This window comes from Vibrio gazogenes, from assembly GCF_023920225.1.
Taxonomy (GTDB): Bacteria; Pseudomonadota; Gammaproteobacteria; order Enterobacterales; family Vibrionaceae; genus Vibrio; species Vibrio gazogenes.
The window spans coordinates 557,741-581,412 of record NZ_CP092587.1 but is presented as its reverse complement, the minus strand read 5'-3'; the positions used below and the strand labels follow the sequence as shown (position 1 = coordinate 581,412).

The 23,672-nt window shown below is 47.8% G+C and carries 21 protein-coding genes; 7 read left to right on the top strand and 14 right to left on the bottom strand.

The features are described from left to right. Positions 1-317 precede the first annotated feature (317 nt). Both mrcB and hrpB read right to left on the bottom strand, forming a co-directional pair. A complete protein-coding gene (gene mrcB / locus MKS89_RS02680; protein ID WP_072959983.1) occupies positions 318-2,672 on the bottom strand; it encodes a penicillin-binding protein 1B in 2,355 nt (784 codons plus the stop codon). A 321-nt stretch (positions 2,673-2,993) separates the two neighbouring features. Next, positions 2,994-5,429 (bottom strand): ATP-dependent helicase HrpB, encoded by a 2,436-nt coding sequence (gene hrpB / locus MKS89_RS02675; protein ID WP_106406968.1) that lies wholly within the window; start codon positions 5,427-5,429, stop codon positions 2,994-2,996. Positions 5,430-5,529: 100 nt separating this feature from the next. Here hrpB and sfsA point away from each other — a divergent pair, with 100 nt between their 5' ends. From sfsA to panC, 7 genes are all read left to right on the top strand, one after another. After that, positions 5,530-6,273, top strand: a complete 744-nt coding sequence (gene sfsA / locus MKS89_RS02670; RefSeq protein ID WP_072959988.1) for a DNA/RNA nuclease SfsA — start codon at positions 5,530-5,532, stop codon at positions 6,271-6,273. A 124-nt stretch (positions 6,274-6,397) separates the two neighbouring features. Next, positions 6,398-6,844: an RNA polymerase-binding protein DksA gene (gene dksA / locus MKS89_RS02665; RefSeq protein WP_072959991.1), complete on the top strand. Its 447-nt coding sequence runs from the start codon at positions 6,398-6,400 to the stop codon at positions 6,842-6,844. Between the two features lie 143 nt (positions 6,845-6,987). Further along, complete coding sequence (gene gluQRS / locus MKS89_RS02660; RefSeq protein ID WP_072960286.1) at positions 6,988-7,860, top strand: tRNA glutamyl-Q(34) synthetase GluQRS; 873 nt, start codon at positions 6,988-6,990, stop codon at positions 7,858-7,860. 101 nt (positions 7,861-7,961) lie between these two features. Continuing rightward, positions 7,962-9,329, top strand: a complete 1,368-nt coding sequence (pcnB, locus tag MKS89_RS02655; RefSeq protein WP_072959994.1) for a polynucleotide adenylyltransferase PcnB — start codon at positions 7,962-7,964, stop codon at positions 9,327-9,329. Then, a complete protein-coding gene (gene folK, locus MKS89_RS02650; protein ID WP_072959997.1) occupies positions 9,326-9,826 on the top strand; it encodes a 2-amino-4-hydroxy-6-hydroxymethyldihydropteridine diphosphokinase in 501 nt (166 codons plus the stop codon). Before pcnB ends, folK begins: the two co-directional genes overlap by 4 nt. A gap of 12 nt (positions 9,827-9,838) precedes the next feature. Then, complete coding sequence (gene panB, locus MKS89_RS02645) at positions 9,839-10,633, top strand: 3-methyl-2-oxobutanoate hydroxymethyltransferase (RefSeq protein ID WP_072960288.1); 795 nt, start codon at positions 9,839-9,841, stop codon at positions 10,631-10,633. Between the two features lie 86 nt (positions 10,634-10,719). Next, positions 10,720-11,631: a pantoate--beta-alanine ligase gene (gene panC / locus MKS89_RS02640; RefSeq protein WP_072960000.1), complete on the top strand. Its 912-nt coding sequence runs from the start codon at positions 10,720-10,722 to the stop codon at positions 11,629-11,631. 82 nt (positions 11,632-11,713) lie between these two features. Here the strand turns inward: panC and MKS89_RS02635 are convergent, their stop codons facing one another. The 12 genes from MKS89_RS02635 to MKS89_RS02580 all read right to left on the bottom strand — a co-directional run bounded on the left by MKS89_RS02635 (position 11,714) and on the right by MKS89_RS02580 (position 23,666). Next, the gene (locus tag MKS89_RS02635; protein ID WP_072960003.1) at positions 11,714-12,466 is read right to left on the bottom strand and encodes an IclR family transcriptional regulator; all 753 of its coding nucleotides are present in this window, start codon (positions 12,464-12,466) and stop codon (positions 11,714-11,716) included. Positions 12,467-12,640: 174 nt separating this feature from the next. After that, positions 12,641-13,129, bottom strand: coding sequence for a NanQ anomerase/TabA/YiaL family protein (locus MKS89_RS02630; protein ID WP_072960006.1), 489 nt, complete (start codon positions 13,127-13,129; stop codon positions 12,641-12,643). Positions 13,130-13,138: 9 nt separating this feature from the next. After that, entirely contained in the window at positions 13,139-14,023 is an 885-nt protein-coding gene (locus tag MKS89_RS02625; RefSeq protein WP_077316200.1) for an SMP-30/gluconolactonase/LRE family protein, read from the bottom strand. A gap of 11 nt (positions 14,024-14,034) precedes the next feature. Then, on the bottom strand, positions 14,035-15,150 hold the full coding sequence (locus MKS89_RS02620) for an ABC transporter substrate-binding protein (RefSeq protein WP_072960008.1): 1,116 nt from the start codon (positions 15,148-15,150) through the stop codon (positions 14,035-14,037). Beyond that, positions 15,150-16,187: an ABC transporter permease gene (locus MKS89_RS02615; protein WP_072960011.1), complete on the bottom strand. Its 1,038-nt coding sequence runs from the start codon at positions 16,185-16,187 to the stop codon at positions 15,150-15,152. Before MKS89_RS02615 ends, MKS89_RS02620 begins: the two co-directional genes overlap by 1 nt. Continuing rightward, the gene (locus MKS89_RS02610; RefSeq protein ID WP_072960013.1) at positions 16,174-17,712 is read right to left on the bottom strand and encodes a sugar ABC transporter ATP-binding protein; all 1,539 of its coding nucleotides are present in this window, start codon (positions 17,710-17,712) and stop codon (positions 16,174-16,176) included. Before MKS89_RS02610 ends, MKS89_RS02615 begins: the two co-directional genes overlap by 14 nt. Before the next feature lie 344 nt (positions 17,713-18,056). After that, entirely contained in the window at positions 18,057-18,926 is an 870-nt protein-coding gene (locus MKS89_RS02605; protein WP_072960016.1) for an L-ribulose-5-phosphate 3-epimerase, read from the bottom strand. Positions 18,927-18,944: 18 nt separating this feature from the next. Then, positions 18,945-19,709, bottom strand: coding sequence for an IclR family transcriptional regulator (locus MKS89_RS02600; RefSeq protein WP_072960019.1), 765 nt, complete (start codon positions 19,707-19,709; stop codon positions 18,945-18,947). Between the two features lie 9 nt (positions 19,710-19,718). Then, complete coding sequence (locus MKS89_RS02595) at positions 19,719-20,369, bottom strand: 3-keto-L-gulonate-6-phosphate decarboxylase UlaD (RefSeq protein ID WP_072960022.1); 651 nt, start codon at positions 20,367-20,369, stop codon at positions 19,719-19,721. Next, positions 20,366-21,853 (bottom strand): FGGY-family carbohydrate kinase, encoded by a 1,488-nt coding sequence (locus MKS89_RS02590; RefSeq protein ID WP_072960293.1) that lies wholly within the window; start codon positions 21,851-21,853, stop codon positions 20,366-20,368. The genes MKS89_RS02595 and MKS89_RS02590 overlap by 4 nt, the downstream gene beginning before the upstream one ends. A 46-nt stretch (positions 21,854-21,899) precedes the next feature. Further along, on the bottom strand, positions 21,900-22,598 hold the full coding sequence (locus tag MKS89_RS02585; RefSeq protein WP_072960025.1) for an L-ribulose-5-phosphate 4-epimerase: 699 nt from the start codon (positions 22,596-22,598) through the stop codon (positions 21,900-21,902). Positions 22,599-22,691: 93 nt separating this feature from the next. Next, positions 22,692-23,666 carry a TRAP transporter substrate-binding protein gene (locus tag MKS89_RS02580; protein WP_072960028.1) on the bottom strand — a complete coding sequence of 325 codons (975 nt, stop codon included), beginning with the start codon at positions 23,664-23,666 and terminating at the stop codon, positions 22,692-22,694. Positions 23,667-23,672: the final 6 nt, after the last annotated feature.

Below are 23,672 nucleotides of genomic sequence, written 5' to 3'. Positions count from 1 at the left end.
TATTATAGCTATAGGAACGAACGTCCTTGGAAACTTGGCACTCCGTGCAGAGACAAACTCAAATTATCTTAGCCGAGGAGGCCAAACGGTTGATGCAGAATAGCAAACTTACATATAAATGGAAATGTATACTCTTTGACCCACGCAACAACTTCCGACGAAACTTTTCACGGTAGTTTCAAGCCAAACCCAAAAACATCTCGCCACACAAAAATTACGGCTGAAAAAACCGATGATAAATGGTCTTTCCAGCCGTGTATCATGAGGTCAATACTGCGCCTGTACTGACCACCACTCAATAGCCGTTTATGAAAACACTACCATTCGAAAATCTTTCTCAGCCAACGTAATGGTTTATCACTCTCTTCACACCGCTGTTTCCATGTGTGGTTCGCATCCCATACCGGGAGTTTGAATTTATTATCACAGTCGAGACTGAGCGCACCACGACGGTCTTTATCAAACCCAATCATGGTAATGCCCTGCGGCCATGGCAAATGCAAGACCTTCGGTACTCGTTTTTGCAGATAATTGGCATACACACGTAAAGCCCCGCTCGCCCCCGTTAATCCAGTTGGTTTATTGTCATCCCGGCCAACCCAGATAGTGGTCACTTCACGTCCATCGACACCCACGAACCAGCTATCCCGATAGTCATTACTGGTGCCGGTTTTACCGGCAAGCATCGCCCAGGAAAAACGATTGTGCAGATACCGACCGGTTCCTTCAATCACGCCCCGCTTCATCGCGTAGGTTGTTAACCAAGCAGCCTGCTGTGAGACGGCCTGCGTACTTTTCGGAATCGACTGATACAAGACATTACCGTCCAGATCAATCACCGAACGTAATGCCGAGAGCTTGGATCGTCTGCCGGAGTTGGTGAGCGTCTGATACATTTGTGCCACTTCAATCGGAGTGAGTGAAAACGAGCCTAAAAACATCGAAGGCACCGGACGAATTTCTTGTCCGTCAACACCGAGAGCCACCAGCATATCACTCACTTGGGGAATCCCCAGCGACATCCCCAACTTAATCGTTGGAATGTTGATGGATTTTGCCAATGCCAGAAACAGCGGGACGTTGCCACGGAACTGATGATCAAAATTCTGTGGTGTCCAGATGTCTCCCCGATCCGATTTCAAACGAATCGGCTGATCATCCAGTGTCGTCGCCAGATTATATTTGTCCGGATCGTTCAATGCGGTCAGATAAATTGCAGGTTTCACCAGCGACCCGATTTGCCGTTGGCCATTCAACACACGATTGAAGCCATCGAACCCGATCCGAACCCCACCGACCATTGCCCGGATTTCACCACTCTGACGATCCACCGCAATCGCCGCAGCCTCCAAACCTTTACCCAACTGCGGGACTTTCTTTTGTACTGCATCTTCGAGCTCGGACTGAGAGACCGGATCCAAGGTGGTAAAGACTCTCAACCCTTTGTCGGATTTAAACCGATCACCCACTTTATCTTTCAATTCAATCGCCAACTGCTGAAAATAAGCAGGCTGACGTCTGGCAATATGTGGATGTTTCTGAATATCTAACGGGCGTTCAACGGCCTGAGCATACTGCCTTGCGGTTAGGATATCTTGTTGCATCATCAGTTTCAGCACGAGATCACGCCGCTCTCTGGCACGCTCAGGATAACGAACCGGATTGTAATAGGATGGTCCTTTCACCATACCGACCAGTAACGCCAATTGATCAATTCTCAATTCTTGTAATGGCTGTCCGAAATATAAACGGGATGCGAGACCGAAACCGTGCACTTCTTCAGCACCATTCTGCCCCAAATACACTTCATTCAGATAGGCTTCAAGAATGCGATCTTTACTGAAACGGTAATCAATGATGAGCGCCATATAGGCTTCTTGCAGCTTTCTCACAAGGGTTCTTTGGCTAGAGAGAAAAATATTCTTCGCCAACTGTTGAGTCAGCGTACTGCCCCCCTGAACCGTCCGGCCTGCTCGCACATTTGCCACCAAAGCTCTGAGGATAGCAAACGGCGAAACCCCTTCATGCTGATAAAAATTCCGGTCTTCCGTCGCCAGTAGTGCATCAATCATCACTTCCGGAAATTGCTCCCGGCGCAGAAATAAACGCTGCTCGGTAATGTTTTTCTCCAGCATCCCTAGCATCTTCGGTTCCAGACGTAAAAAACCGACATCCTGATGTTTGTCCAACGACTCAATCCGGGTTAAACCATTATCGTCAAAATAGAGCATCACATGCCGATCCGGTTCTGGCCCGTCGGCAAACTCAAAGGGACGGCGAATCAATTCAATCTTGGTTGAAGATGCCGAGTACTCTCCGGCATAACGCGGCCGGGCCACTTTGCGATAATTTAAAATATCCAACTCATGCCGCAACGCATCCAAACTAATATCATCACCGGGAGACATCGATAAAATTCGGGCATAGACAACGGTCGGAAGATCAAAAAGTTGGCCCTCGAATTTCTGACTGACGAGGCTATTCAGATAAACCCCATAGAACCCAATCACAATGGCAAGCGTTAATCCGACTTTCCATCCGATACGCCACAGTTTACTAAACCACCCAGTGCGTTTAGCGGCCGTTTTGTGACTCGAACTCTGCGCTTTTTTGGTTTCGGATGCGCGACGATCAGTTCGTCGTCTCTTCTGCTGATTTTTTTGACTACTCATTGAATTAATTATCGCTTCGTTTCTATCTCTGCTCTGGATGATTCGCAACTTTCGCTGCGATGTCATCGGTTCGCAGTTATGTTACCTGATGTATTGGAGCATGAACATGGTTGGAGATTGTTCATCTTGTGTACTAAGCCTATGGTTTAATGTCAATTTGAACCGCTTGGTTTGACACAATATTAACAGCCACGGCACGTTTATTGACATCGTTGACACTTACCACTCACTTTCAGCAATAAGCCCAAAGCCCCCGCAGAACATCCGGTAATAAACCTTGAAATTTATCAACCAATGCAGCGAGGCACCACAAAGCGATAGCTACAGCTGTTTTTTGATCTTTTTGGTCGGTTGGTGGTTGGCAGGATCATCCGGCCAGGGATGCTTGGGGTATCGTCCTTTCATCTCTTTCTGCACTTCACGGTAGGCCCCTTGCCAGAAAGCCGCCAGATCACGGGTAATTTGCAACGGCCTTTGTGCCGGTGAAAGTAATTCAAGCACTAAAGCAATTTGGCCCTGAGCAATCCGAGGAGAAGACTGTTCTCCGAACATCTCCTGTAATTTCACCGCCAGAGCCGGCGCTTGTCCTTGTTGATAACGGATGGGATAGCGTGAGCCCGTCGGCACCACATAGTGCGTAGGCAACGCATGGTCGAGTCGTTGCTTCACATCCCACCCGATACGCGCCTCAAGCGCTGCGACTAAATCAAGCTGCGCTAACGCCTTCAATGTTTTCATCCCTGTCATATAAGGCAGTAGCCATTGCGCCGCTTCATTAAGCAACGTTTCATCATCCATTGCGGGAATACCTAACTCGGGTAACCAGTCTCGTGCACATCGCGATCGCTCAAGTAAGTTCCGTGCGGCCGGATTCCACGGCAAAATCGATAAGCCTTTTCGCACCACTGCATTCAGCAAAGCTTCAGCAGCCTTATCGGCATCAGGTTCACCTAAAGACTGGCGTTCCAGTACTAACTTTCCACAACACAGGTGCTTTTCTGCGGTCAGTCGTCCTTTATTATCATCCCAATCGAACCATTCCCGCCACGTAAACAGATGGGGGAGTACCTGTTGCAACATCGCTTGATCGGCACGGACCGCTGAAAAAATCCGACTATCGCCCTGCTGCGTTTTGACAATGTCAGCCACGACTAATAATGCTTCATCAGCCAGAGGTTCATCCGGCAACATCATCGCCCCCTGACCATTGGCTAATCGGTAACGACTAGACTGACCACGCGATAATGCAATCCGGTCGGGAAAACCGGCTGCCAGTAAAGGAGCGACCCATTCATGAGAGACCTTGAGCGGTTGTGCTGAATACCCGAGTTTCGTGAATAGCTTCCTCGCACGTTTTAAGTAAAACTGGCTGCGTGGCAAAGCACCACTTTCAACTAAGTTCAGTTGAAAATGCAAATCAGGATTCGCGTTTCCTCTTGGCGGTTCTTCGAGTAACGCCACTAACATCACTGCCGTCGCAGCCACAGATGCACCATGCTGTTTGGCACGCCATAACATTGCCCCGTGCCGCGGCTCAACCCCGAACTGTGAAATAGCACTGCCTATCTCAGTCAGTCGTCCATCATCAGTCACTCCCAGCCGAGCCAATAGCGACTCCGCTTGTTTGAGGGCCTGTTCTGGCGGGCAATCTAACCACTGTAAATCCGAGGGTGAACGGCATCCCCACTGTGCCAGTTCCATTGCCAGCGAAGTGAGGTCAGCCCGTAAGATCTCCGGCTGTTGTGCCACCGGCTGTCGGGCTAACATTTCCTCACTGTAAAGACGCAGACAAATACCGGGCGCTAACCGCCCGGCTCGTCCGGCTCGCTGTTCAGCCGAGGCTCGTGAGATACGCACAGACTCAAGTCGGCTAATCCCCGTTTTCGGATCCCATTGAGCAAGTCGTTCAAGCCCGCAATCGACAACCATGCGAATCCCTTCGATGGTCAAACTGGTTTCAGCAATATTGGTTGCCAACACGACTTTTCGTTTGCCTATCGGTGCCGGTGCAATCGCCTGCTGTTGCTGGGACACGGAAAGCTGACCATAAAGCGGACATACCAACACATCCTCCGTCAATTGCCCGTCAAGCTGTTGGGCGAGACGTTGAATCTCGCCAGCCCCGGGCAAGAAGACCAGCATGGAGCCGGTTTCACGTGAAAACAGCGATGAAATTTCTTTCGCAGCGGTTTCAATCAGCCGTCCCCCGGCCGCGGGCGTCTTATAATACACTTCGACCGGATAACTGCGCCCTGTCGATTCAATGTAACCCGCCGCTGGCAATATGCCCTGTAAAGCCGCGCCATCGAGCGTGGCCGACATAATCAGTAATTTCAGATCGTCGCGTAATGCTTCTTGTACTTCTAATGCCAGTGCCAGTGAGATGTCCGCATCTAAGTTTCGCTCATGAAACTCATCAAATATCAGTAAATCAATCCCTTTCAGCTCGGGATCTTGTTGCAGCATCCGCGTCATCACACCTTCGGTCACTATTTCAAGTCGTGTATGAGCGCTCACTTGAGTCATGCCCCGCACCCGAAGACCAATGGTTTCGCCAACCGACTCTCCCAATTGTGAAGCCAGATAATTGGCAATATTCCGCGCTGCGAGTCGACGTGGTTCCAACATAATCATTTTGCCGGTAATGATGTTTTGCTGAAGTAAAGCAAGCGGCAAACCTGTGGATTTCCCGGCACCGGGTGGTGCTTTCAAAATGACCTGAGGACAATCGGCAATCGCTGCCAGTAATTCAGCCATGACGGCTTCTATGGGTAACTGAGATAACGCTGACGACTGTGACAAAACATCACCCTTGTGATTAAATGAGAAAATGATTGTACCGAAAAAACGTGAATAAATGCAGTTTGCTCCCCCGTTAAGTCCCGCTGTCCTGTTAAAACGTTACAAACGTTTTCTGGCTGATATTCAATTGCCCGATGGCACGACCACCACTATCCACTGCGCCAATACAGGCGCGATGACAGGCTGTGCAACGCCCGGTGACACGGTATGGTTTTCGCGTTCGGACAACCCCAAACGCAAGTATCCGTTCAGTTGGGAGTTGACGGAAACAACACACGGACATCGGATTTGTGTCAATACGATTCGTGCCAATACACTGGCTTGTGAAGCCATTGAGTCGGGTATTATCGAAGAGCTTCAGGGATATGACACCTTACGTACCGAAGTGAAATACGGTCAGGAGAACAGTCGGATCGATATTCTCCTCAGTGCCGACTCTAGGCCGGACTGCTACATTGAAGTGAAAAGTGTCACGTTACTTGAGTATTCTCCCCTAGATGCCAAGCCATCCGGTCAGGGATACTTCCCGGATGCGGTCACGACTCGAGGACAAAAACACCTTCGAGAACTCATTGAGGTTGCTCGAAATGGAAAACGAGCCATACTTTTATTTACTGTATTACACTCAGGGATTGAAAAAGTATCGGCTGCCCTCCATATAGACGCGACATATTCACGTTTGTTGGAAGAAGCTCAAAAGGAAGGCGTGGAAGTCCTGTGCTACAAAGCAGAACTCTCCAAATATGAAATGAAACTTGTATCAAAGATAGAATGGATCAGCGAATCAATAAAATATTGATATTGTCTGCACATTGGTAACAAGTTTACAACGAGTGTTTGCCACCCCCTTTTCTTTCTGGTATAGATACCCGCCTTAAGTAGACTGCTCTCGCAGTTGACTAGGTGTTAGTAGGAGATGCTGTATGACAGAATCCAAAAAAAAATCGCTAGGCATCCTAGCCATCGCAGGTGTTGAGCCATATCAGGAACAACCGGGTGAAGAATACATGTCACCGGGCCAGATCGCTCATTTTACAAAAATTTTACAAGCTTGGCGCAACCAACTTAGAGAAGAAGTTGAGCGGACTGTCCACCATATGCAGGACGAAGCGGCTAACTTCCCGGATCCTGTTGATCGTGCATCTCAGGAAGAAGAGTTCAGCTTGGAGCTTCGCAATAGGGATAGAGAGCGTCGTTTAATCAAGAAGATCGAAAAAACACTAAGTAAGATTGAAGAAGAAGACTTCGGTTTCTGTGAATCTTGTGGTGTTGAGATTGGTGTTCGTCGCCTTGAAGCACGTCCAACCGCTGATTTATGCATTGACTGTAAAACGCTTGCAGAAATCAAAGAAAGACAAATGCAAGGTTAATCGAGCTTTATTACCTTACCTCATACAATAACAAACAAGGGAGCATTTGCTCCCTTGTTTGTTATTGTCATCCGGTTCAAAATACGGCTATATCTAAACTTAGTGAGCTTCCATCACTGATCATTTCAATACAATCGATGAACATGAGTAATTATATCGGGCGCTTTGCCCCTTCTCCTTCCGGCCCATTGCATTTTGGCTCCCTTGTTGCGGCATTAGGCAGCTATTTTCAGGCTCACGCCATGAACGGAGAATGGTTGGTCAGAATTGAAGATCTCGATCCACCACGGGAAATGCCCGGCGCTGCGGATCTCATCCTGAAAACCCTCGAAGCCTATGGGCTTCACTGGGATCGAACGGTTTGGTATCAAAGTCATCGTCATCCGGTTTATCAAGCGCAGATTGATGAGTGGCTTGCTCAAGGTCAGGCATACTATTGTCGTTGTACCCGAAAACAAATCAAAGCCTCTGGCGGCTATTACAATGGTGCCTGCCGCCACCGACAACTGACCCCGCAGCCCGGATATGCCGTTCGCTTACGCGTGGAGACACCAATTACTCAGTTTGACGATGAAAAACATGGTAAAATTGAGATCCCGCTAGCATTAGCACAAGAAGATTTTACGATCAAACGCCGGGATGGTTTGTTTGCGTACAACCTGGCAGTGGTACTCGATGATATTGACCAAGGCATCACGCAAGTTGTCCGCGGTGCCGATTTGATTGAGCCGACCGGACGCCAAATCAGCCTCTATCAACAATTGGGTCACCCCCCGGTCAGTTACCTTCATTTACCACTAGCCGTTGATCAAGCCGGTCATAAACTCTCGAAACAAAATCATGCACCAGCGATTGATCTACACAACCCACGGCCAACCCTGATTCAAGCTATGAAATTTCTCGGCTTTCAGCTCCCCGTCGATATCGAGGCAGCAGAACTGTCGGAAATTGTTGCTTGGGGCTGTCAAAACTGGCATATTCATCAACTCCCAGAGACGTTTGAAATCACACGATGATTCTCAAATTGAGTCCAATAGGCTATGATTAGCCGCAAATTGACCCACAAAGACATTCTGTCAACAAAAGACAACAAGGTAGAGATTCTTATCCTTGTCTGATGCTCATGAATAAAAACGATACTACAGAACAGGCTCATCGCGTATATCCGGATTTGACGCTAAATATCCTCACGCGACAAGAGCACAAAATCTCTCGCAAACAAATCAGCGAGAGTGCACTCAAAGTGCTTTACCGACTACAAAGTTCAGGCTATGAGGCCTATCTTGTCGGTGGCGGTGTCCGTGATCTTTTGCTGGGGGAATCCCCGAAAGATTTCGACATTACAACCAATGCGACGCCTGAACAGGTTCGTAAGCTGTTTCGCAACTGCCGTTTGATTGGCCGACGTTTTCGCCTTGCCCATGTAATGTTCGGGCGTGAAATTGTCGAGGTCGCCACATTCCGTGGTCATCATCAGGAGAACGACCGTCAGAAATCGAGTCAGTCGGAAGCCGGAATGCTACTGCGAGACAACGTCTACGGCACAATCGACGAAGATGCGGAACGGCGTGATTTCACCGTCAATGCCATGTATTACAACATCGCTGATTATACGATTCATGATTACGCCGGTGGCATTGAAGATATCGAAGACCGACTGATCCGTTTGATTGGCGATCCGCACACCCGTTACCGCGAAGATCCGGTACGGATGCTAAGAGCCGTTCGCTTTGCAGTCAAACTTGATTTCGATATCGAAGAAGAAACGGCAGCCCCTATCGAAGCATTGGCACCATTGTTACAAGACATTCCTTCAGCCCGACTCTATGAAGAGTCACTGAAAATGTTGCAAACCGGATATGGTCTGGAAACATACCATCAGATGCGGCAGTACAACTTGTTCCAGCAAATGTTCCCGATGATCTCTGCTTACTTTACCGATGATCACAGTTCACCGACGGAAAAGATGCTTGATCTGTCACTCGATTCAACCGATCAAAGAATCGAGGAAGGGAAAAGAATCAATCCGGCATTTATGTTTGCTGCGATTCTCTGGTATCCGATGATTCATTTGGCCGAAACATTTATGGAATCCAAAAACCTCTGTTACTACGATGCCGTGATGGAAGCGGGTAACAAAATATTGGATCAATTGGTCAAAACAATCGCCATCCCAAGACGCCATACCGCAACTATCCGTGATATCTGGCAGCTGCAACTGCGTTTCTCACGCCGTCATGGTAAACGGGCTTTCCGTTTATTGGATATCAATAAGTTCCGGGCAGGCTTTGACTTCTTAGTCATGAGAGGCATCGTCGAAGAGGGCGAAACGCAAGAACTCGCCCAGTGGTGGGAAACATTCCAAAATGCCGGGAAAAATATGCGTCAGGCGATGGTCAATGACATCGGCCGCATCAACTCCAAAAAAGCGAAAGCGCGCCAACGCCAAGCAGGACAGAAAAAAAATAAACAGGAAGTGTCATGATCACGGTTTATATTGCGATCGGGAGTAATATGGCACAGCCGGACCAACAGGCCCGGCAAGCGATTCAGGCCTTACAACATCTGCCTGAATCGGAATTTATTCAAGCATCTCAACTGTATAGCAGCACGCCCATGGGGCCAACGGATCAACCGGACTATATCAATGCTGTCGTTGAGATCAAAACGCATTTAAAACCACTTGAATTATTAGATCATACCCAAGCCATTGAACTGGATCAGGGACGAGTGCGAAAAGAGGAACGTTGGGGGCCAAGAACCTTAGATCTCGATATTCTCTTATATGGTCATACAGTGATCAATTCTGAGCGACTGGTGATCCCCCACTATGGCATGAAAGAACGAGAGTTCGTGCTATATCCGCTTGCTGAAATCGCACCTCACTTAATTCTCCCGGATGGGACTGAGCTGAATCAACTTCTTCAACACGTTGATCAAAATGGACTCACGATTTGGCACGCACCTGCCGACGTCTCGTAAGGATGATGAATGATGAAAAAAATTACGATAAATAATTTGATGCGCTGGAAACAAGAAGGCCGTAAGTTTGCATCCGTAACCGCTTACGATGCCAGTTTCGCGCAACTTTTCGAGAGCCAGGATATGCCTGTGCTACTGGTCGGTGATTCTCTGGGCATGGTTCTGCAAGGCCGGACAGATACGTTGCCCGTCACGATTGAAGATATGGCCTACCATACGCGATGCGTCAAAGCAGGCAGCCCCAATTCACTGTTAATGGCTGATATGCCGTTCATGAGCTACGCGACGCCGGTTCAAGCGTGTGAAAATGCGGCTAAGCTCATGCAGGCGGGTGCAAACATGGTCAAAATTGAAGGCGGCCACTGGCTGGTAGAGACAGTTAAAATGCTGACTGAACGCGCGGTCCCCGTGTGCGCACATTTAGGTCTGACACCTCAATCGGTGAATATCTTCGGCGGTTATAAAATACAAGGACGAGAACAACAACAAGCCGAACAGATGTTACATGATGCATTGGCATTGCAAGAGGCCGGTGCACAAATCGTGTTACTCGAGTGTGTCCCTAGCAAGTTAGCCGCTCAGATTACCCAAGCACTCGAGGTTCCGGTCATCGGGATCGGTGCCGGTGCCGATACCGATGGTCAGGTACTGGTCATGCACGATATGCTTGGAATTTCGGCCAACTACATGCCTAAGTTCTCAAAAAACTTTTTAGCGGAAACTGGCGATATCCGTCAAGCGGTCGCCAAATACATGGAAGATGTGGAACATGGTATTTTTCCTGATGAAGAACACACCATTGCCTAATACAATATTACCGAATACAGCATTGACTAATGCAACATTGCCAGGCCAGAGATCGCCTAAAACCCGATTGTCGGAAGGAGCAAGTCATGCAGACTTACACTGATATCTCAGCGCTCAAAGCGCAGATTAAACAGTACAAGCGTGATGGCCATAGCATTGGTTTTGTCCCGACGATGGGAAATTTGCATGAAGGTCATTTAACGCTGGTACGTAAAGCCAAAGCAATGGCCGATGTGGTCATTGTCAGTATTTTCGTCAATCCGATGCAATTTGATAAAGCAGAAGATCTGACCAACTATCCACGGACGTTGGATGACGATCTGGCCAAATTGACTCAAGAGGGCGTTGAGCTGGTCTTCACGCCTTCGACCGACATCATGTATCCCGAAGGATTGGATAGCCAGACATTTGTCGAGGTTCCCGGACTCTCGCGTATCTTGGAAGGCGATTCACGCCCCGGTCATTTCCGTGGTGTCTCCACCATCGTGACCAAACTCTTTCATATCGTCCAGCCGGATATTGCCTGTTTTGGTGAGAAAGATTACCAACAACTTGCACTGATCCGTCAGATGGTGATTGATCTCTGTTTTGATATTGAGATAGTCGGTGTCCCGACAATCCGAGAAGCCGACGGTTTGGCGATGAGTTCACGCAATAATTTACTGACACTGGATGAACGTCAGCGCGCGCCGGTATTAGCCAGAACCATGCGCTGGATCAGTAGTGCGATTCGAGGCGGGCGGACGGACTTCGACACCATTATCGAAGATGCGATTGATCAGCTCAGAGCCGCTGATCTGGAACCGGATGAAATCTTTATTCGCGATGCCCGCACACTTCTGCCGGTAACAGAGAGCAGTAAACAGGCCGTGATCCTCATGTCAGCCTTTATGGGCAAAGTCCGCCTGATTGATAATCAGGTTGTCGAACTCGCCCGAGAAGGCAAAGAGGCGAATAAGAATACCAGCGAAACAGAGAACAACGAAAGCGATAGCTAATTTAGCGCTCTCATCCTGATCGAAGACAGCCTGCGTTGAGCTTGCTGTCTTCGGTATCTCTGCCTTACTGATTCGCGGCTGATTAAGCTATTTTTCCTCCCAGCGCCCCAACCACTTCCCGCAGCTGCGCCAGTAATTGCGTCTGACCAAATCGATGGATTTCAGGTGTCAGCCCCGAGACACTGATGGCATAGTTGACCATTTGATCCGTTTCCAGTGGCACAGCAATACAGGTAATCCCAGATTCATTACCTTCCCCGTCAACCGCAAATCCTTGCTGCCTGATGAGTGCCAGCTCTCGGTAAAAATCATTCTCCGCATGGATTTCTGCCTGACCGAAATGACGAAAATTCGCCAAATCGTGTCGATGACTCTCCCAGCACTTCTGCTGTTCATCCGGGGAGAAATAGGATAAGACCACTTTACCGCAAGCGGAATGCAGCAACGACGAGGCCAATCCGGCATGAGCATTAGTATGAAAGACCGAATTTTTAGGTTCTTCTTTTTTCAACAGAATCACTTTATCAAAATCACGCCGTTGTAAGTTGACCGTAAATCCGACTCGCTCGGCAAGCGTAGCCATGTAGGGGGCGGCTTCCGTGACAAACGTATCATGATGGATCACCGAATAACCTAAGGTGATCATCTTCGTCGTCAGATAGTATTTTCCATTCTCTGCCTGACGGAGATAACCACACTGACACAGGCATTTACAGATTCTGTGTACCGTGGTTTTCGGATACGGTATCACCTTGCACAAAGCATCAAGGCTCATCCCATCCGAGGCGGTAGCAACAATCTCTAGGACTTCAAAGGTTTTATGTACGGATTGCATAGTGACTCAATAGTGCTCGCGGCTTCCACCACACTTCAATTTCCAATGACGAGAAAATACAGTCTTGTGAATCAATAGATCGTGTCTTTCCACAAAACTGTATATTCGATATAAAACATGATATTCGATCTAAAATATGCGCTCGATATAAAAATGGTCACACGGGTGACCGAATCAAGCCGGATACTTAATCTTAATCACAACTTTTCTAACCTGTGATGTCGTGGTGACCGAGAGATTCGGCATATGGGCCGTTCTCGGTGTAAACAGATAAAACTGATCATGAGACATGGTTGCATAAGAGAGTGTCACCAGTTGTTGATCAAAGAAACAGATATCTTTTTGTTGATCATAATGATAGTCATGCGATAGCTGCTGATGTTGTTCATCGGTCAATTCAGTCCAGCCAAACTGTTCTTCTCCCTGAATAATAAACTGAACATCACAATATTTGTGATGAAACTCAGGGCCTACCGGGCTTTCTGCCGTTGTTTGATAATCGAGGATCATAAAAAAAGCATCATCCGGATCGATCTCGGGAATGGTGTGACGTCCGGAATCGAGAGCGTTTAAATCTTGGGTCGTCACATAGTCAATCGCACGGACAAAGAGCGCAGGTAACAAAGCACGATAATCAGAGGCATGAAAATGGCAAGCGAGCATAGTAATTCCTTATAATTCTGCCAATATCTGGCAGTTGAGATCGATAGCATAAACCGAAGTCGATGCCGTGATATATAACGTACTTTCATCATGATTCAGCGTGCAGTTAGAAACCGTCTCAGGCACTGGAATACGTCCCACCAGCACCATTTCACGATTGAGCACTAAAATCCCTTCAGACGAACTGCAATAGAGCGTTCCGAAATGATCCATCGTCATCCCATCAGGGATACCGTGTTCCACTTGATAAACCAACCGTCCTTGAGAGAGCACTTTTCCATGTACATCAAAGGCTTTCAGGTGTTTTAACCCCTGCGTTGGAAAATCAACAATCGACATGTCCGCCACATACAAGGTTGTTTCATCGGGAGAAAAGACCAGACCATTGGGTCGCTGAATATCAGTCGATGCAATCGTCAATGAATCATCATGCGGATCATAACAGTAGATATAACACCCAACCATCTGACTTTCCGATTTATATCCCTCAGCATCACTAAGAATGCCGTATGGCGGGTCAGTAAACCAAATCGTCCCATCCGAGCGACGCTCAACCACATCATTCGGTGAGTTGAGTCGTTTACCATCATACTTATCAACTAAAACCTTGGCGAGTGCCAGATTGTCTTTATGCCGAATAGAAAGACAGCGCCGCCCGTGTTCGCATGTCACCACATTGCCATTGGCCAATGGGTAGTTGCCATTGGCAAAATGTGAGTAATCCGTGACAAGTTCTGTCTCGTGAGAATCGGGATGATAAAGATAGAGCGCATTTTTTTTTACATCCGAAAACAGCAGTTGACCGGGGTGCTGCAACCATGCAGCACCCTCGCACCAGATATGACCGCCACTAACCTGATGCAGTGGCGATAACAACGCCTCTTCAAAAGACATATTCACCTCGCTCAGTTCACTTGCCAAGACGCTTGGTAATAATCTCGATAGCCATTCTCCGGATCGTATAAATTGCGATCCCCGCCTGACTGATGAATATTATCTGCCGTGACTAAATGTGCTGGTGTGACATAACCGCTGATGGGTTGATCATGGAACAGTCGATTCAGTTCATCGACTAACTGCCATCCATGCAGGTTTAGCGGTTCGGCAACGGTTGCGACCTGAAAATTACCGTTACGAATCCGTTCAAATGCAGATTCACTGCCATCTCCGGCAGAGATATTATACGGGCCTTCACCTTTTTTCTTACCGGATAGCGAACGAAGCGCCGGTGCCATATAGTCGAAATAGAGGTCATTGATTGCCAGAGTATAGTTGTATTTATCGCCATATTTCTGAACCAATGAAAATGTCAGCGGCGGGATCCGTGCTGACGTATTTGCCAGTGGCGTATCTTCATAACTCAGCACAGAGCATCCACTACATTTTTCAATATAAGATTTCATCACATCGGCTTTACGTACTGCGATACTGTATAAACCATCGGTCAGAATCACGACATGCGCATGACCATTGGACTTGGCAATTGCATACATTGCCGATACTTTGGCAACATCATCAGCCGAACTGGTGATGTTATCTTCTATATAGAGTTTCTCAATCGGGCCGGGCTCGGGGGTCGCGTGCCAACTGACAATCCGAATCCCCAGCTTATGTGCCTGACGCAGGGTGGGAATCATCGTATTGGGCGTAAATCCACCAATGATAATGCCATCCGGCTGCAACGCGATGGCTTGCTTCAAGGCAGAAGACTGTGATGGCACACTGCCGGCCCCATCAAGCACTCGTACATGCCAACCAATCACTTTCGCTGCTTCCTGATAGCCTTTCATCACACCTAAAACACCACTATTTTTCAGATCAGAAGCAATAAAAATAATCGTCTTATCCTTAGCGGCAACCGGCCCTTTAGGGAGTGAGAATGCAGCAGCAGTGTCTGTTGATGCCTGTTTGACAACTTGCTTTGCCATCTCAACATAATCTGATGCTTCATCAGCAAGCACGGGCAGGGTTGTTAATGCAGCACCGATCACCATGGCTAGTATTTTGAATCGTCTTTTCATTATTTCACCTTCACATTATTTTTGGTTGCTGTTTGTTTACGTTTTTGGCTAAAGCCAGCCAAAGTGATGGAAATTAACAGAATCGCGCCATTGAATAGTGGTTCGACAAAGAATGGTGTGCCCCATTGTTGAAGACCTGAAATCCCGACGCTAACCAGAGAAACACCGATCAGAGTGCCCCAGACGTTGACCCGCCCGGCACGAAATGTCGTTGAGCCTAAGAATGCACCGACCAATGCCGGTAGCATGTAGTCCTGACCAACCGAAGAAGAACCGATCCCGATATGAGAAGCCAACAGCACGCTGGCAAAAGCGATCAATCCGTCCGAAACCACATAAGCGCCGATGTAACAAGAGGTCGTATTGATACCATTTAAGGATGCAGTATTCGGATTCGCACCGACTGCATAGAGTTTGCGTCCTAAAGCGGTGTATTCAGTCACCAGCCAAAGCAGCAGCGTAATCGCGAGTAGGTAAAAGACGATGATCGGAATGCCGACAATGTCATAGCTGCTGAACAGATAGAAATTCTCCGGCAATGCACCAACAATTTGACGGCCACCGGTATGCCATAGTGACACAGCATAAATCACGGTCCCGGTGCCTAACGTGGCCACGAAAGAGTCAATATCCGCCAATGCCACCAGCATGCCGTTGAATGCACCATACAGACACCCACACAGCACAACAATCAATGCCGCAGCTTCCCAGGAGAATCCGTACCATTGCTGTAAGGTAATGGCAAAGACATGCCAGAAGGTAACACCAAACCCAACATTGAGGTTCATTTTGCCGGTGATCATGGTCACCATCGCTGCTAAAGCAAGAATCGCAACAACGCTCTTTTCACTCAAAATTGCCTGAAGTGTCAGCATTGAAAAGAAGGTGTTGGTCGTCAGACTAAACAGCAGGATTAAAAATACCGTCAATAGTAGTAATCCATAACGCATTGCAATCTGGGTAATGAAATTCCCAATCCCCAAAGAGAGGGTTACATCCGTCTCTAGTGCGGTCGATTTAATATTAGACGTCGCCATGTTCGTCCTCTCCTACTTTTGAACCTGATGCATACTTCAATAAATTAGCCACCGTCACTTGCTGCTCCGTCAGCTCTTTCACCACTTTTCCCCGGTTAAACACTAACGCCCGATTTGATATATTCACCACCTCTTCAAAGTCACTGGAAATGACAATCACAGACAATCCCTGACGAATGGACTCACGCATGATTCGATAAATTTCAGAACGAGCACCAATATCAACACCAGCCGTTGGATTATCCAAAATGACAATCGGCTTATTCAGATTGAACCAGCGCGCCAAAATCACTTTTTGCTGATTGCCGCCACTCATTGAGCTGATTGCAATATCAGGATCCATCGGGCGAACTTCGTATTGTTTCATCGCTTCGAGGGCCTGACGATATTCTTGAGGCTTTGACAGGAAAGTCAGATAACCGCCACCATTGATGGTCGGATTCAAGTTCAGGTTTTCCATCGCGCTCATTGAGCCACAAATACTCTCTTTGACCCGATCAGCTGCCACCATGGCAAATCCACTGCGAATACTTTTAGCGGGCGAACTGATATCAGCCTTTTCTCCGCGAATGAACACCTCACCGGACTTGATATTGAGCCCTCCAAATAACGCCTGCCCAATCGCTTCTTGCCCGGCATTGCGCAGACCAACCAAAGCAACCAGCTCACCATGACGCAACGTCATATTGAACGGCTCTAAATCACCGAGTTGTAGATTACGGACTTGCAAAATATCATCCTGCTCCGGCTGGAGCGGGGTCCGATAATTCATCTCTTTTTGCGAACCGACGATCAGCGTTACCAACTCATCAATGGTGTAGTCACTGACCAGACCGGAGCCCACTAAACGTCCATCGCGTAACACCACTACGTCATCACAAATATCATGAATTTCATCCAGCCGATGGGAGACATAAATCATCCCCACTCCCTGCGCTTTCAGCCGTTTCAACACCTGAAACATCCGACCGACATCACTGGCAACCAGAGAAGCCGTCGGTTCATCTAAGATCAACACCTCCGCATCAGCGACCAAGGCTCTGGCAATCGCCAATAAGGATTTCTCTGCCGCACTTAAGTTAAAAATGCGCTCAGACGCTTTCACGTCTAACCCGACCAAATCCAGAACTTGCTGCGCTTTTTCTGCTGCGGCTTTCCAGTTGATCATGCCCCAGCGTTTCGGGAACCCCAGTGTTAAACCGATGTTCTCCGCAACCGTCATCCATTCGATCAAGCCAAGATCCTGATGAATAAAGGCAATAGGGACTTGATTGGCTGACGCTAAATGGGTTGCATCCTCAATCGGTTCCCCTTTAAAACGAATCTCACCGGATGTTTTTTTATGAATGCCGGCCAGCGTTTTAATCAAGGTCGATTTTCCGGCACCATTTTCCCCAAGTAGCGCCACACAACGTCCCGGGTGTACATGGAAAGAAGCGGATTCCAATGCAACAAAATTAAAGAATCGCTTAGTTAACCGATCAATCGAGAGCAGACTTCCTTGTGGATTGTTGAGCAATTCCATAGATACCTCATGATGATATGACTGCTTCGCGGGATGTCAGCTCACAATCAACCACACTTATATTCCACATTGTGGAATAATATTATTTTAAATTCCAAATTACGTTATAGTGTTTTTTGTGTTTAAAAAGTGAGCAAGATCTGTATTTGATAGGGATATCGTTTGTTTTTGGTCTTTAAGTGAATCGGATCACATTTGCCGCCAACCCTTGTTTCGACTGGGTATCACCATTGACTGTCATCATGAGACAAGATGAAAAATAAGGCGCGTTGACACGCGCCTTATTAGGAGCTGTTGACCTTTCATGGTTGAATTTTGTTCAATCTGGACGGGTAGAAAACAGCCTATAGCTCAAACCCGACGCTATGTGCCATCTCCGTTAAACGCTGTTTGGCGGTGATGATATTGTCTCGCCAGTGCTCATCATGAGCCCACATTTCAATCACGAACGGCGCACCGTAGTGAATCTCTTTAAGTGCCGTAAAAATAGCCGGAAAATCAACTTCGCCTTCACCGATCACCAAATCCCGGAACTTCCCGGAGAAACCATGTTTCACTTTCAGCGTATCTTTGAGATGAATCTGTACCAGATGATCCCGGGCCAGTTTCAGTTCAGTACAAACATCGTGATTCCAGCCCGTGATATTACCGACATCGGGATAAGCCATAAAATAAGGGGACGGGACTTCCCGTTTTAAGACTTCAAATTTAGATAACGAATTCAGATACGGCGTATCCATGATTTCGACCGCCAACATCACACCGGCCTGCTCTGCCAGCTTCGCCGCCCAACGCATTCCTTCAATAAAGCGTTGATGAGTCTCTACCGATTGAGACTCATAATAAACATCGTATCCAGCCAATTGAATGGTCCGGATTCCCAGTCGATAAGCCAGTTTGATGGCTTTTTCCATAATCTCACGGGCTTTTTCTCGAACCTGTGGATGTTCAGAGCCGAATGGGAATTTACGGTGCGCACTCAAACACATGCTTTGTAATGGTATATCGTACTGAAAACAGAGCTGACGAAGCTGTTCAATCTCATCATCTCCCCAGTCCAGCCGTTGTTGCCGGGCGTCGGTTTCATCGACAGAAATTTCGACAAAATCAAAGCCAAGTGATTTTGCTTCTCTGAGACGGTCTTCCCAGGATAGCGTTGCCGGCATCGCCTTTTCATATAGGCCGATGCGAGATTTGAGGGTATGGTTGTTCATCGCTGGTATCCTTTTCAATCACTGTTTAAACAGTTCTTGTGCTATCTTTTCTGTCGTTTGTTTGATCTTATTCGCGAGATTATCCGGTCCGAAATTTCTTAACCGGGGGGTGAGTGTTGAGAGGCTGACGGCATAGGCCGGCGAGCCTGAACGGTCAAAAATCGGCACGGCGGTGCAAGAAATACCGGCTTCATTTTCTTCATTATCAATCGCATACCCTTGTTCCCTGATCTTCTTCAGCTCATTGAGAAAATGGGTTTTATTGACAATGGTATTGTCGGTCAGTTTCTGAATCAGGCCGACATTGCGCTGCCAGTAATTCTCTTGATCTTCCTGCGTTGAAAACGCCAGAAAAACTTTTCCCGCAGCGGTGCAATACATTTCGGAATACATACCGACAAACGTCCGGGTTCTGAACGGTGAATGCTGAGGTTCCAACTTATCCCGAAACACGATCTTATCCCCCTCACGGGAAATAAAGTTGATCGTTTCATTCAGGTCTTTCACCAGCTCATTCAACTTCGGCCGAGTTGTCGCCAAGACGTCGGAACTCAAAGCCGAATGACCGATATGCAGTAGCTTCAGCGTTAATCGATAATTCTTCGACGCCGAATGTTGGGCGACATACCCCAATGCCTCAAAGGTACTGAGCATACGATAAGCCGAGGTTTTGTTGATGCCGGTCTGCTGCGCAATTTCATGCAACGCGACCCCATCGGGGTGGTGGCTAAGAAATTCCAGCACAGCCATAGACTTCACCAGTGATTTTACCTGCTCACTCATAAAGAAACCTTACCAGTAGTGGTTGATCTGTTTGCGAAACTCATGGGCTATGGTTTTTCCCTCGCGATTTGCCAGTGCGCGTCCAGCGATGAACGATTTTGCACGGATATTCTTAAATAAATGAATATCTTCCGGAACGATACCACCGGTAATCGAGAGTTCAAGCCCGACCTCAGATAATTGCTCCATCAGCATTAAATCATGCTCACCCCACCCCACTCCGGCCGCTTGCGCATCCCGGGAGCGGTGATAAATCGCTTGTGTCACGCCACTTTCTACCCAGAGTTTCGCGTCCTCAATTGTCCAGTGTCCGAACAATTCAATCTGAATTTCACCATCAAACTGCTGCGCAATCCGCTGAGCTGAGCGCACGGTTTCAATATGCGCGGCTGCACCGACGGTGATCCAATTTGCACCGCTGGCAAATGCCATCTCCGCTAATGTTTCTCCTGCATCAAGCAACTTCATATCACACACTAAAATATGCCGGGGATAACGTTGCCGAAGCGTTTTGACCGCACTCATCCCTTCTGAGAAAGCCAGTACCGTACCGACTTCAATCACATCAACGACATCTGCGACATGATGAACATCATTCAAAGCGGTGCTCAGATCCGTCGAATCCAGTGCAATTTGCAAATAAGGTTGTGTCTGGTTCATACCATTTCCTCAAAATTTTTCAGCGTTTCGACATAGCGCAGATACCGTTGATACTGGCGTTGATAACTGGCATATAAATCAGGATTGGGCTGAACCGTTGCTATCGGGATATCTGATGCAGCCAATGCAGTGGCGAGATCGGGATAAGTACCACTGCCAACCATTGAAACAAGGGCTGCCCCTAATGCTCCGGTTTCCTCTACTGCGGGTATTTCGAGTATCAATCCGGTGAGATCGGCCAACATCTGCATCCAGGTCGAGGACTGGGTGGTACCGCCGGTCACCCGTAACACGCGGGTTTCCGGGAAACGGCGTAACATTTTTTGCAGATGAACATTGTGACAACACAAGATCCCCAACCAGATCGCCTGAATGAGATGCGCTTTGCTGTGATAAGCCTGCAACCCATATAACGATCCTTTCAGCCCCAGTCCTGCGTTAGAGCCATACAGAAAAGGAACGAAAAGCACATCACTGGCTAACGGCGCCAATGCGCTGACTAAACGCTCATTCTCCTGATGATCGATCTTCTCTCCGCCCAGATAAGGCGCGAACCATTCATAATTGCTTGCTGATGTCGGGCTGGCTTCATGGACAATATAAGCACCGGGCATCGCATAATGTCCGTAAACAAACTGCTCATCAGGATGATCTTCAAGAGCCGTCGTGATCCCGGAAGTTACCGACCAAGTCCCCATCACTGCATTCAGCATCGGTTGCTCGGCATCAATGCCGGAACAGATTGCAGTCGAGACTACATCGAATAACCCACCGTAAACCGGCGTGCCAACCATGAGTCCGGTGGCTTGGGCAGCATCTTCGTTGACCGTACCTGAACACGCTGAAGGATAAATCAGCTCAGGCAACGCACTCCAAACCTCTTCAATACCAAAGATCGACAGCAGTGCCGGATCGTACTGTTGCTTGTCAGCATGATAGAGATTACTTTCCGACATATTGGTCATCTCTGCCCGGATCTCACCGGTCAGGCAGTAACGTAAATAATCGTGGGACATCAAGACTGAGCCGATCTGCGCATAGAGATGGGGTTCATATTGTTTCACCCAGCGCAGGATCGAGACGGGATGCCCGGTCCATAAGGTCTGACGGGTCAGCGGGTAGATTGTCTGAGGGATACCGTCTCGTTGCCACTGTCTGACAATTTCGATAGAACGAGAATCAGACGATAGAATGCCGTGACGCAGCGCTTTGCCGTGTTTATCCAGCAAATAGAGTCCTTTACCTTGCGCAGAAATACTCAGCCCCTGAATCTGCTCCGGTCGGATACCACTCTGCTTGATCACCCCTTGAATCGCACGACAGGCTTCCTGCCAATACAGGGTTAAATCCCGTTCGATCCAGCCCTGCTTTTCACGAATCACTTGGGTATTTTCACGATACAACGCAATTTGGCGTCCGTGACGGTCAAACAGACCCGCTTTCAGAACCGTACCACCGGAATCAATCCCAAGAAAATAATGCATTGTGCTTTGACCCATATTCTGCTCCGCCATCAGTGAACCGACTGATTTATTTGCTTTTTTGTCCGTAATAGGCATCTTTCCCATGCTTACGGAAGTAATGCTTATCCGAAAGTTCTTGCTGCAACATAATGTCGGCATTCAGAGAACGGGTGCCGAGAGCCATCGTTGCAACCTCTTCCAGAACCACGGCATTGTGAACGGCTTCATCGGCATTTTTTCCCCAACTAAACGGGGCATGACCGGTAATGATCGCACTGGGGACAGCAACCGGATCAATCTGTCGCTGCTGTAGCGTTTCAATCATCACCAAACCGGTATTTTGCTCATAATCTCCCGCAATCTCCGCTGGCGTCAGCGGACGCGTGCAAGGAATGTTGCCGTAAAAATAATCGGCATGGGTGGTTCCGAGCGCTGGGATATCCAATCCGGCCTGAGCCCAAATCGTGGCATGGCGTGAATGGGTATGCACAATGCCCCCGATCGATGGAAATGCTTTGTAGAGTTCAAGATGGGTTTTCGTGTCGCTTGAAGGATTCAACGTCCCTTCGACAATCGTGCCATCCAGATCGACGACGACGATGTCGTCGATAGTCATGTCATCGTATGCCACACCAGATGGTTTAATCGCGATGATATGGCGTGCCCGATCAATCTCAGAGACATTGCCCCATGTGAATGTCACCAGACCATACTTCGGCAGACTCAAATTCGCATCAAGTACACGTTGTTTGATTTCAGAATACATACATGCTCCTATCGACATGCCTTGTCGATATCTCTCCTCTGAATTTCGGTGTACGGCAGCACCGCACACCGAAAGCCTCATTCATCGCTGACTTTATTTTTGAGTCGCCAAAATGCGATTGATCATGCCGTCACCGTTTTCTTTGATAAACGCATTCCAAACCGGCTTAACCACCGCCTGAAATGCTGCGCCATCGACATCACGGTTGACTTTCATACCATGAGATTCCAATTCAGCGATCATCTGATCTTCTTTCTTAATACTCATTTTGCGCTGCATATTGACGGCTTCCGTTGCAACATCTGTGATGATTTTCTGTTCAGCAGCACTGAGTTTTTTGAAGCTATTTAAATTCATGGTTAAGACCAACGGCGAATATGCATGTTGCGTCATACTCAAGTATTTCTGTACTTCATAGAACTTAAAAGAAAGGGTGACACCAATAGGATGATCCTGCGCATCAACCACACCCGTTTCTAAGGCAGTATAAAGTTCAGAAACAGGTATCTGTTGGGGGTTCGCATGCAATGCATTAAACATATCATTGAGAGCTTTGGAATTATTCACTCGCATTCTCAACCCGGCGACATCTGCCGGTTTACGGATAGGTCCACGATTATTGGTCATATTACGAAAACCGTTTTCCGGATATCCCAGCCCTTTAATGCCATATTTTTCCATCGACTTGAACACATCCTGGCCCACATCACCGTCCAATGCCTTATAAGCGGCCTCCCGATTCGGGAAAATGAATGGCAAAGTGAAAGCAGCCGACTCAGGGATTAAACCAGACCAGTTATTCAGCCCAACCATCGAGATATCAATGATCCCCGCTCGGGTACCATCGATCATCTGTTTATCATTTCCCAATTGTCCTTGGGGAAAGATATTGACTTTGATATCCCCATGAGAACGCGCTTCAACCTCTTTTTTAAAGAACAGTGACATGTCCTGTTGCAGATCTGATTCAGGTGCAGCATGGGCAAGCTTTAACGTGGTGGCATAAGATTGGGTCGTGAACACTGCCAGTGCTGTCACCAAACCTGCTACTTTCAGAATTGATTTCATGTTGTT

What these genes read in the sequence shown, in the direction of transcription:
- MKS89_RS02595 (WP_072960022.1), bottom strand. Translation starts at nt 20,369, where the DNA reads ATGAACCAGACACAACCTTATTTGCAAATTGCACTGGATTCGACGGAT.
- hrpB (WP_106406968.1), bottom strand. Translation starts at nt 5,429, where the DNA reads ATGGCTGAATTACTGGCAGCGATTGCCGATTGTCCTCAGGTCATTTTG.
- panB (WP_072960288.1), top strand. Translation starts at nt 9,839, where the DNA reads ATGAAAAAAATTACGATAAATAATTTGATGCGCTGGAAACAAGAAGGC.
- MKS89_RS02585 (WP_072960025.1), bottom strand. Translation starts at nt 22,598, where the DNA reads ATGTATTCTGAAATCAAACAACGTGTACTTGATGCGAATTTGAGTCTG.
- MKS89_RS02635 (WP_072960003.1), bottom strand. Translation starts at nt 12,466, where the DNA reads ATGCAATCCGTACATAAAACCTTTGAAGTCCTAGAGATTGTTGCTACC.
- MKS89_RS02620 (WP_072960008.1), bottom strand. Translation starts at nt 15,150, where the DNA reads ATGAAAAGACGATTCAAAATACTAGCCATGGTGATCGGTGCTGCATTA.
- MKS89_RS02605 (WP_072960016.1), bottom strand. Translation starts at nt 18,926, where the DNA reads ATGAACAACCATACCCTCAAATCTCGCATCGGCCTATATGAAAAGGCG.
- MKS89_RS02625 (WP_077316200.1), bottom strand. Translation starts at nt 14,023, where the DNA reads ATGTCTTTTGAAGAGGCGTTGTTATCGCCACTGCATCAGGTTAGTGGC.
- dksA (WP_072959991.1), top strand. Translation starts at nt 6,398, where the DNA reads ATGACAGAATCCAAAAAAAAATCGCTAGGCATCCTAGCCATCGCAGGT.
- MKS89_RS02630 (WP_072960006.1), bottom strand. Translation starts at nt 13,129, where the DNA reads ATGCTCGCTTGCCATTTTCATGCCTCTGATTATCGTGCTTTGTTACCT.
- mrcB (WP_072959983.1), bottom strand. Translation starts at nt 2,672, where the DNA reads ATGAGTAGTCAAAAAAATCAGCAGAAGAGACGACGAACTGATCGTCGC.
- MKS89_RS02615 (WP_072960011.1), bottom strand. Translation starts at nt 16,187, where the DNA reads ATGGCGACGTCTAATATTAAATCGACCGCACTAGAGACGGATGTAACC.
- MKS89_RS02590 (WP_072960293.1), bottom strand. Translation starts at nt 21,853, where the DNA reads ATGCATTATTTTCTTGGGATTGATTCCGGTGGTACGGTTCTGAAAGCG.
- pcnB (WP_072959994.1), top strand. Translation starts at nt 7,962, where the DNA reads ATGCTCATGAATAAAAACGATACTACAGAACAGGCTCATCGCGTATAT.
- sfsA (WP_072959988.1), top strand. Translation starts at nt 5,530, where the DNA reads ATGCAGTTTGCTCCCCCGTTAAGTCCCGCTGTCCTGTTAAAACGTTAC.
- MKS89_RS02610 (WP_072960013.1), bottom strand. Translation starts at nt 17,712, where the DNA reads ATGGAATTGCTCAACAATCCACAAGGAAGTCTGCTCTCGATTGATCGG.
- panC (WP_072960000.1), top strand. Translation starts at nt 10,720, where the DNA reads ATGCAGACTTACACTGATATCTCAGCGCTCAAAGCGCAGATTAAACAG.
- gluQRS (WP_072960286.1), top strand. Translation starts at nt 6,988, where the DNA reads ATGAGTAATTATATCGGGCGCTTTGCCCCTTCTCCTTCCGGCCCATTG.
- MKS89_RS02580 (WP_072960028.1), bottom strand. Translation starts at nt 23,666, where the DNA reads ATGAAATCAATTCTGAAAGTAGCAGGTTTGGTGACAGCACTGGCAGTG.
- MKS89_RS02600 (WP_072960019.1), bottom strand. Translation starts at nt 19,709, where the DNA reads ATGAGTGAGCAGGTAAAATCACTGGTGAAGTCTATGGCTGTGCTGGAA.
- folK (WP_072959997.1), top strand. Translation starts at nt 9,326, where the DNA reads ATGATCACGGTTTATATTGCGATCGGGAGTAATATGGCACAGCCGGAC.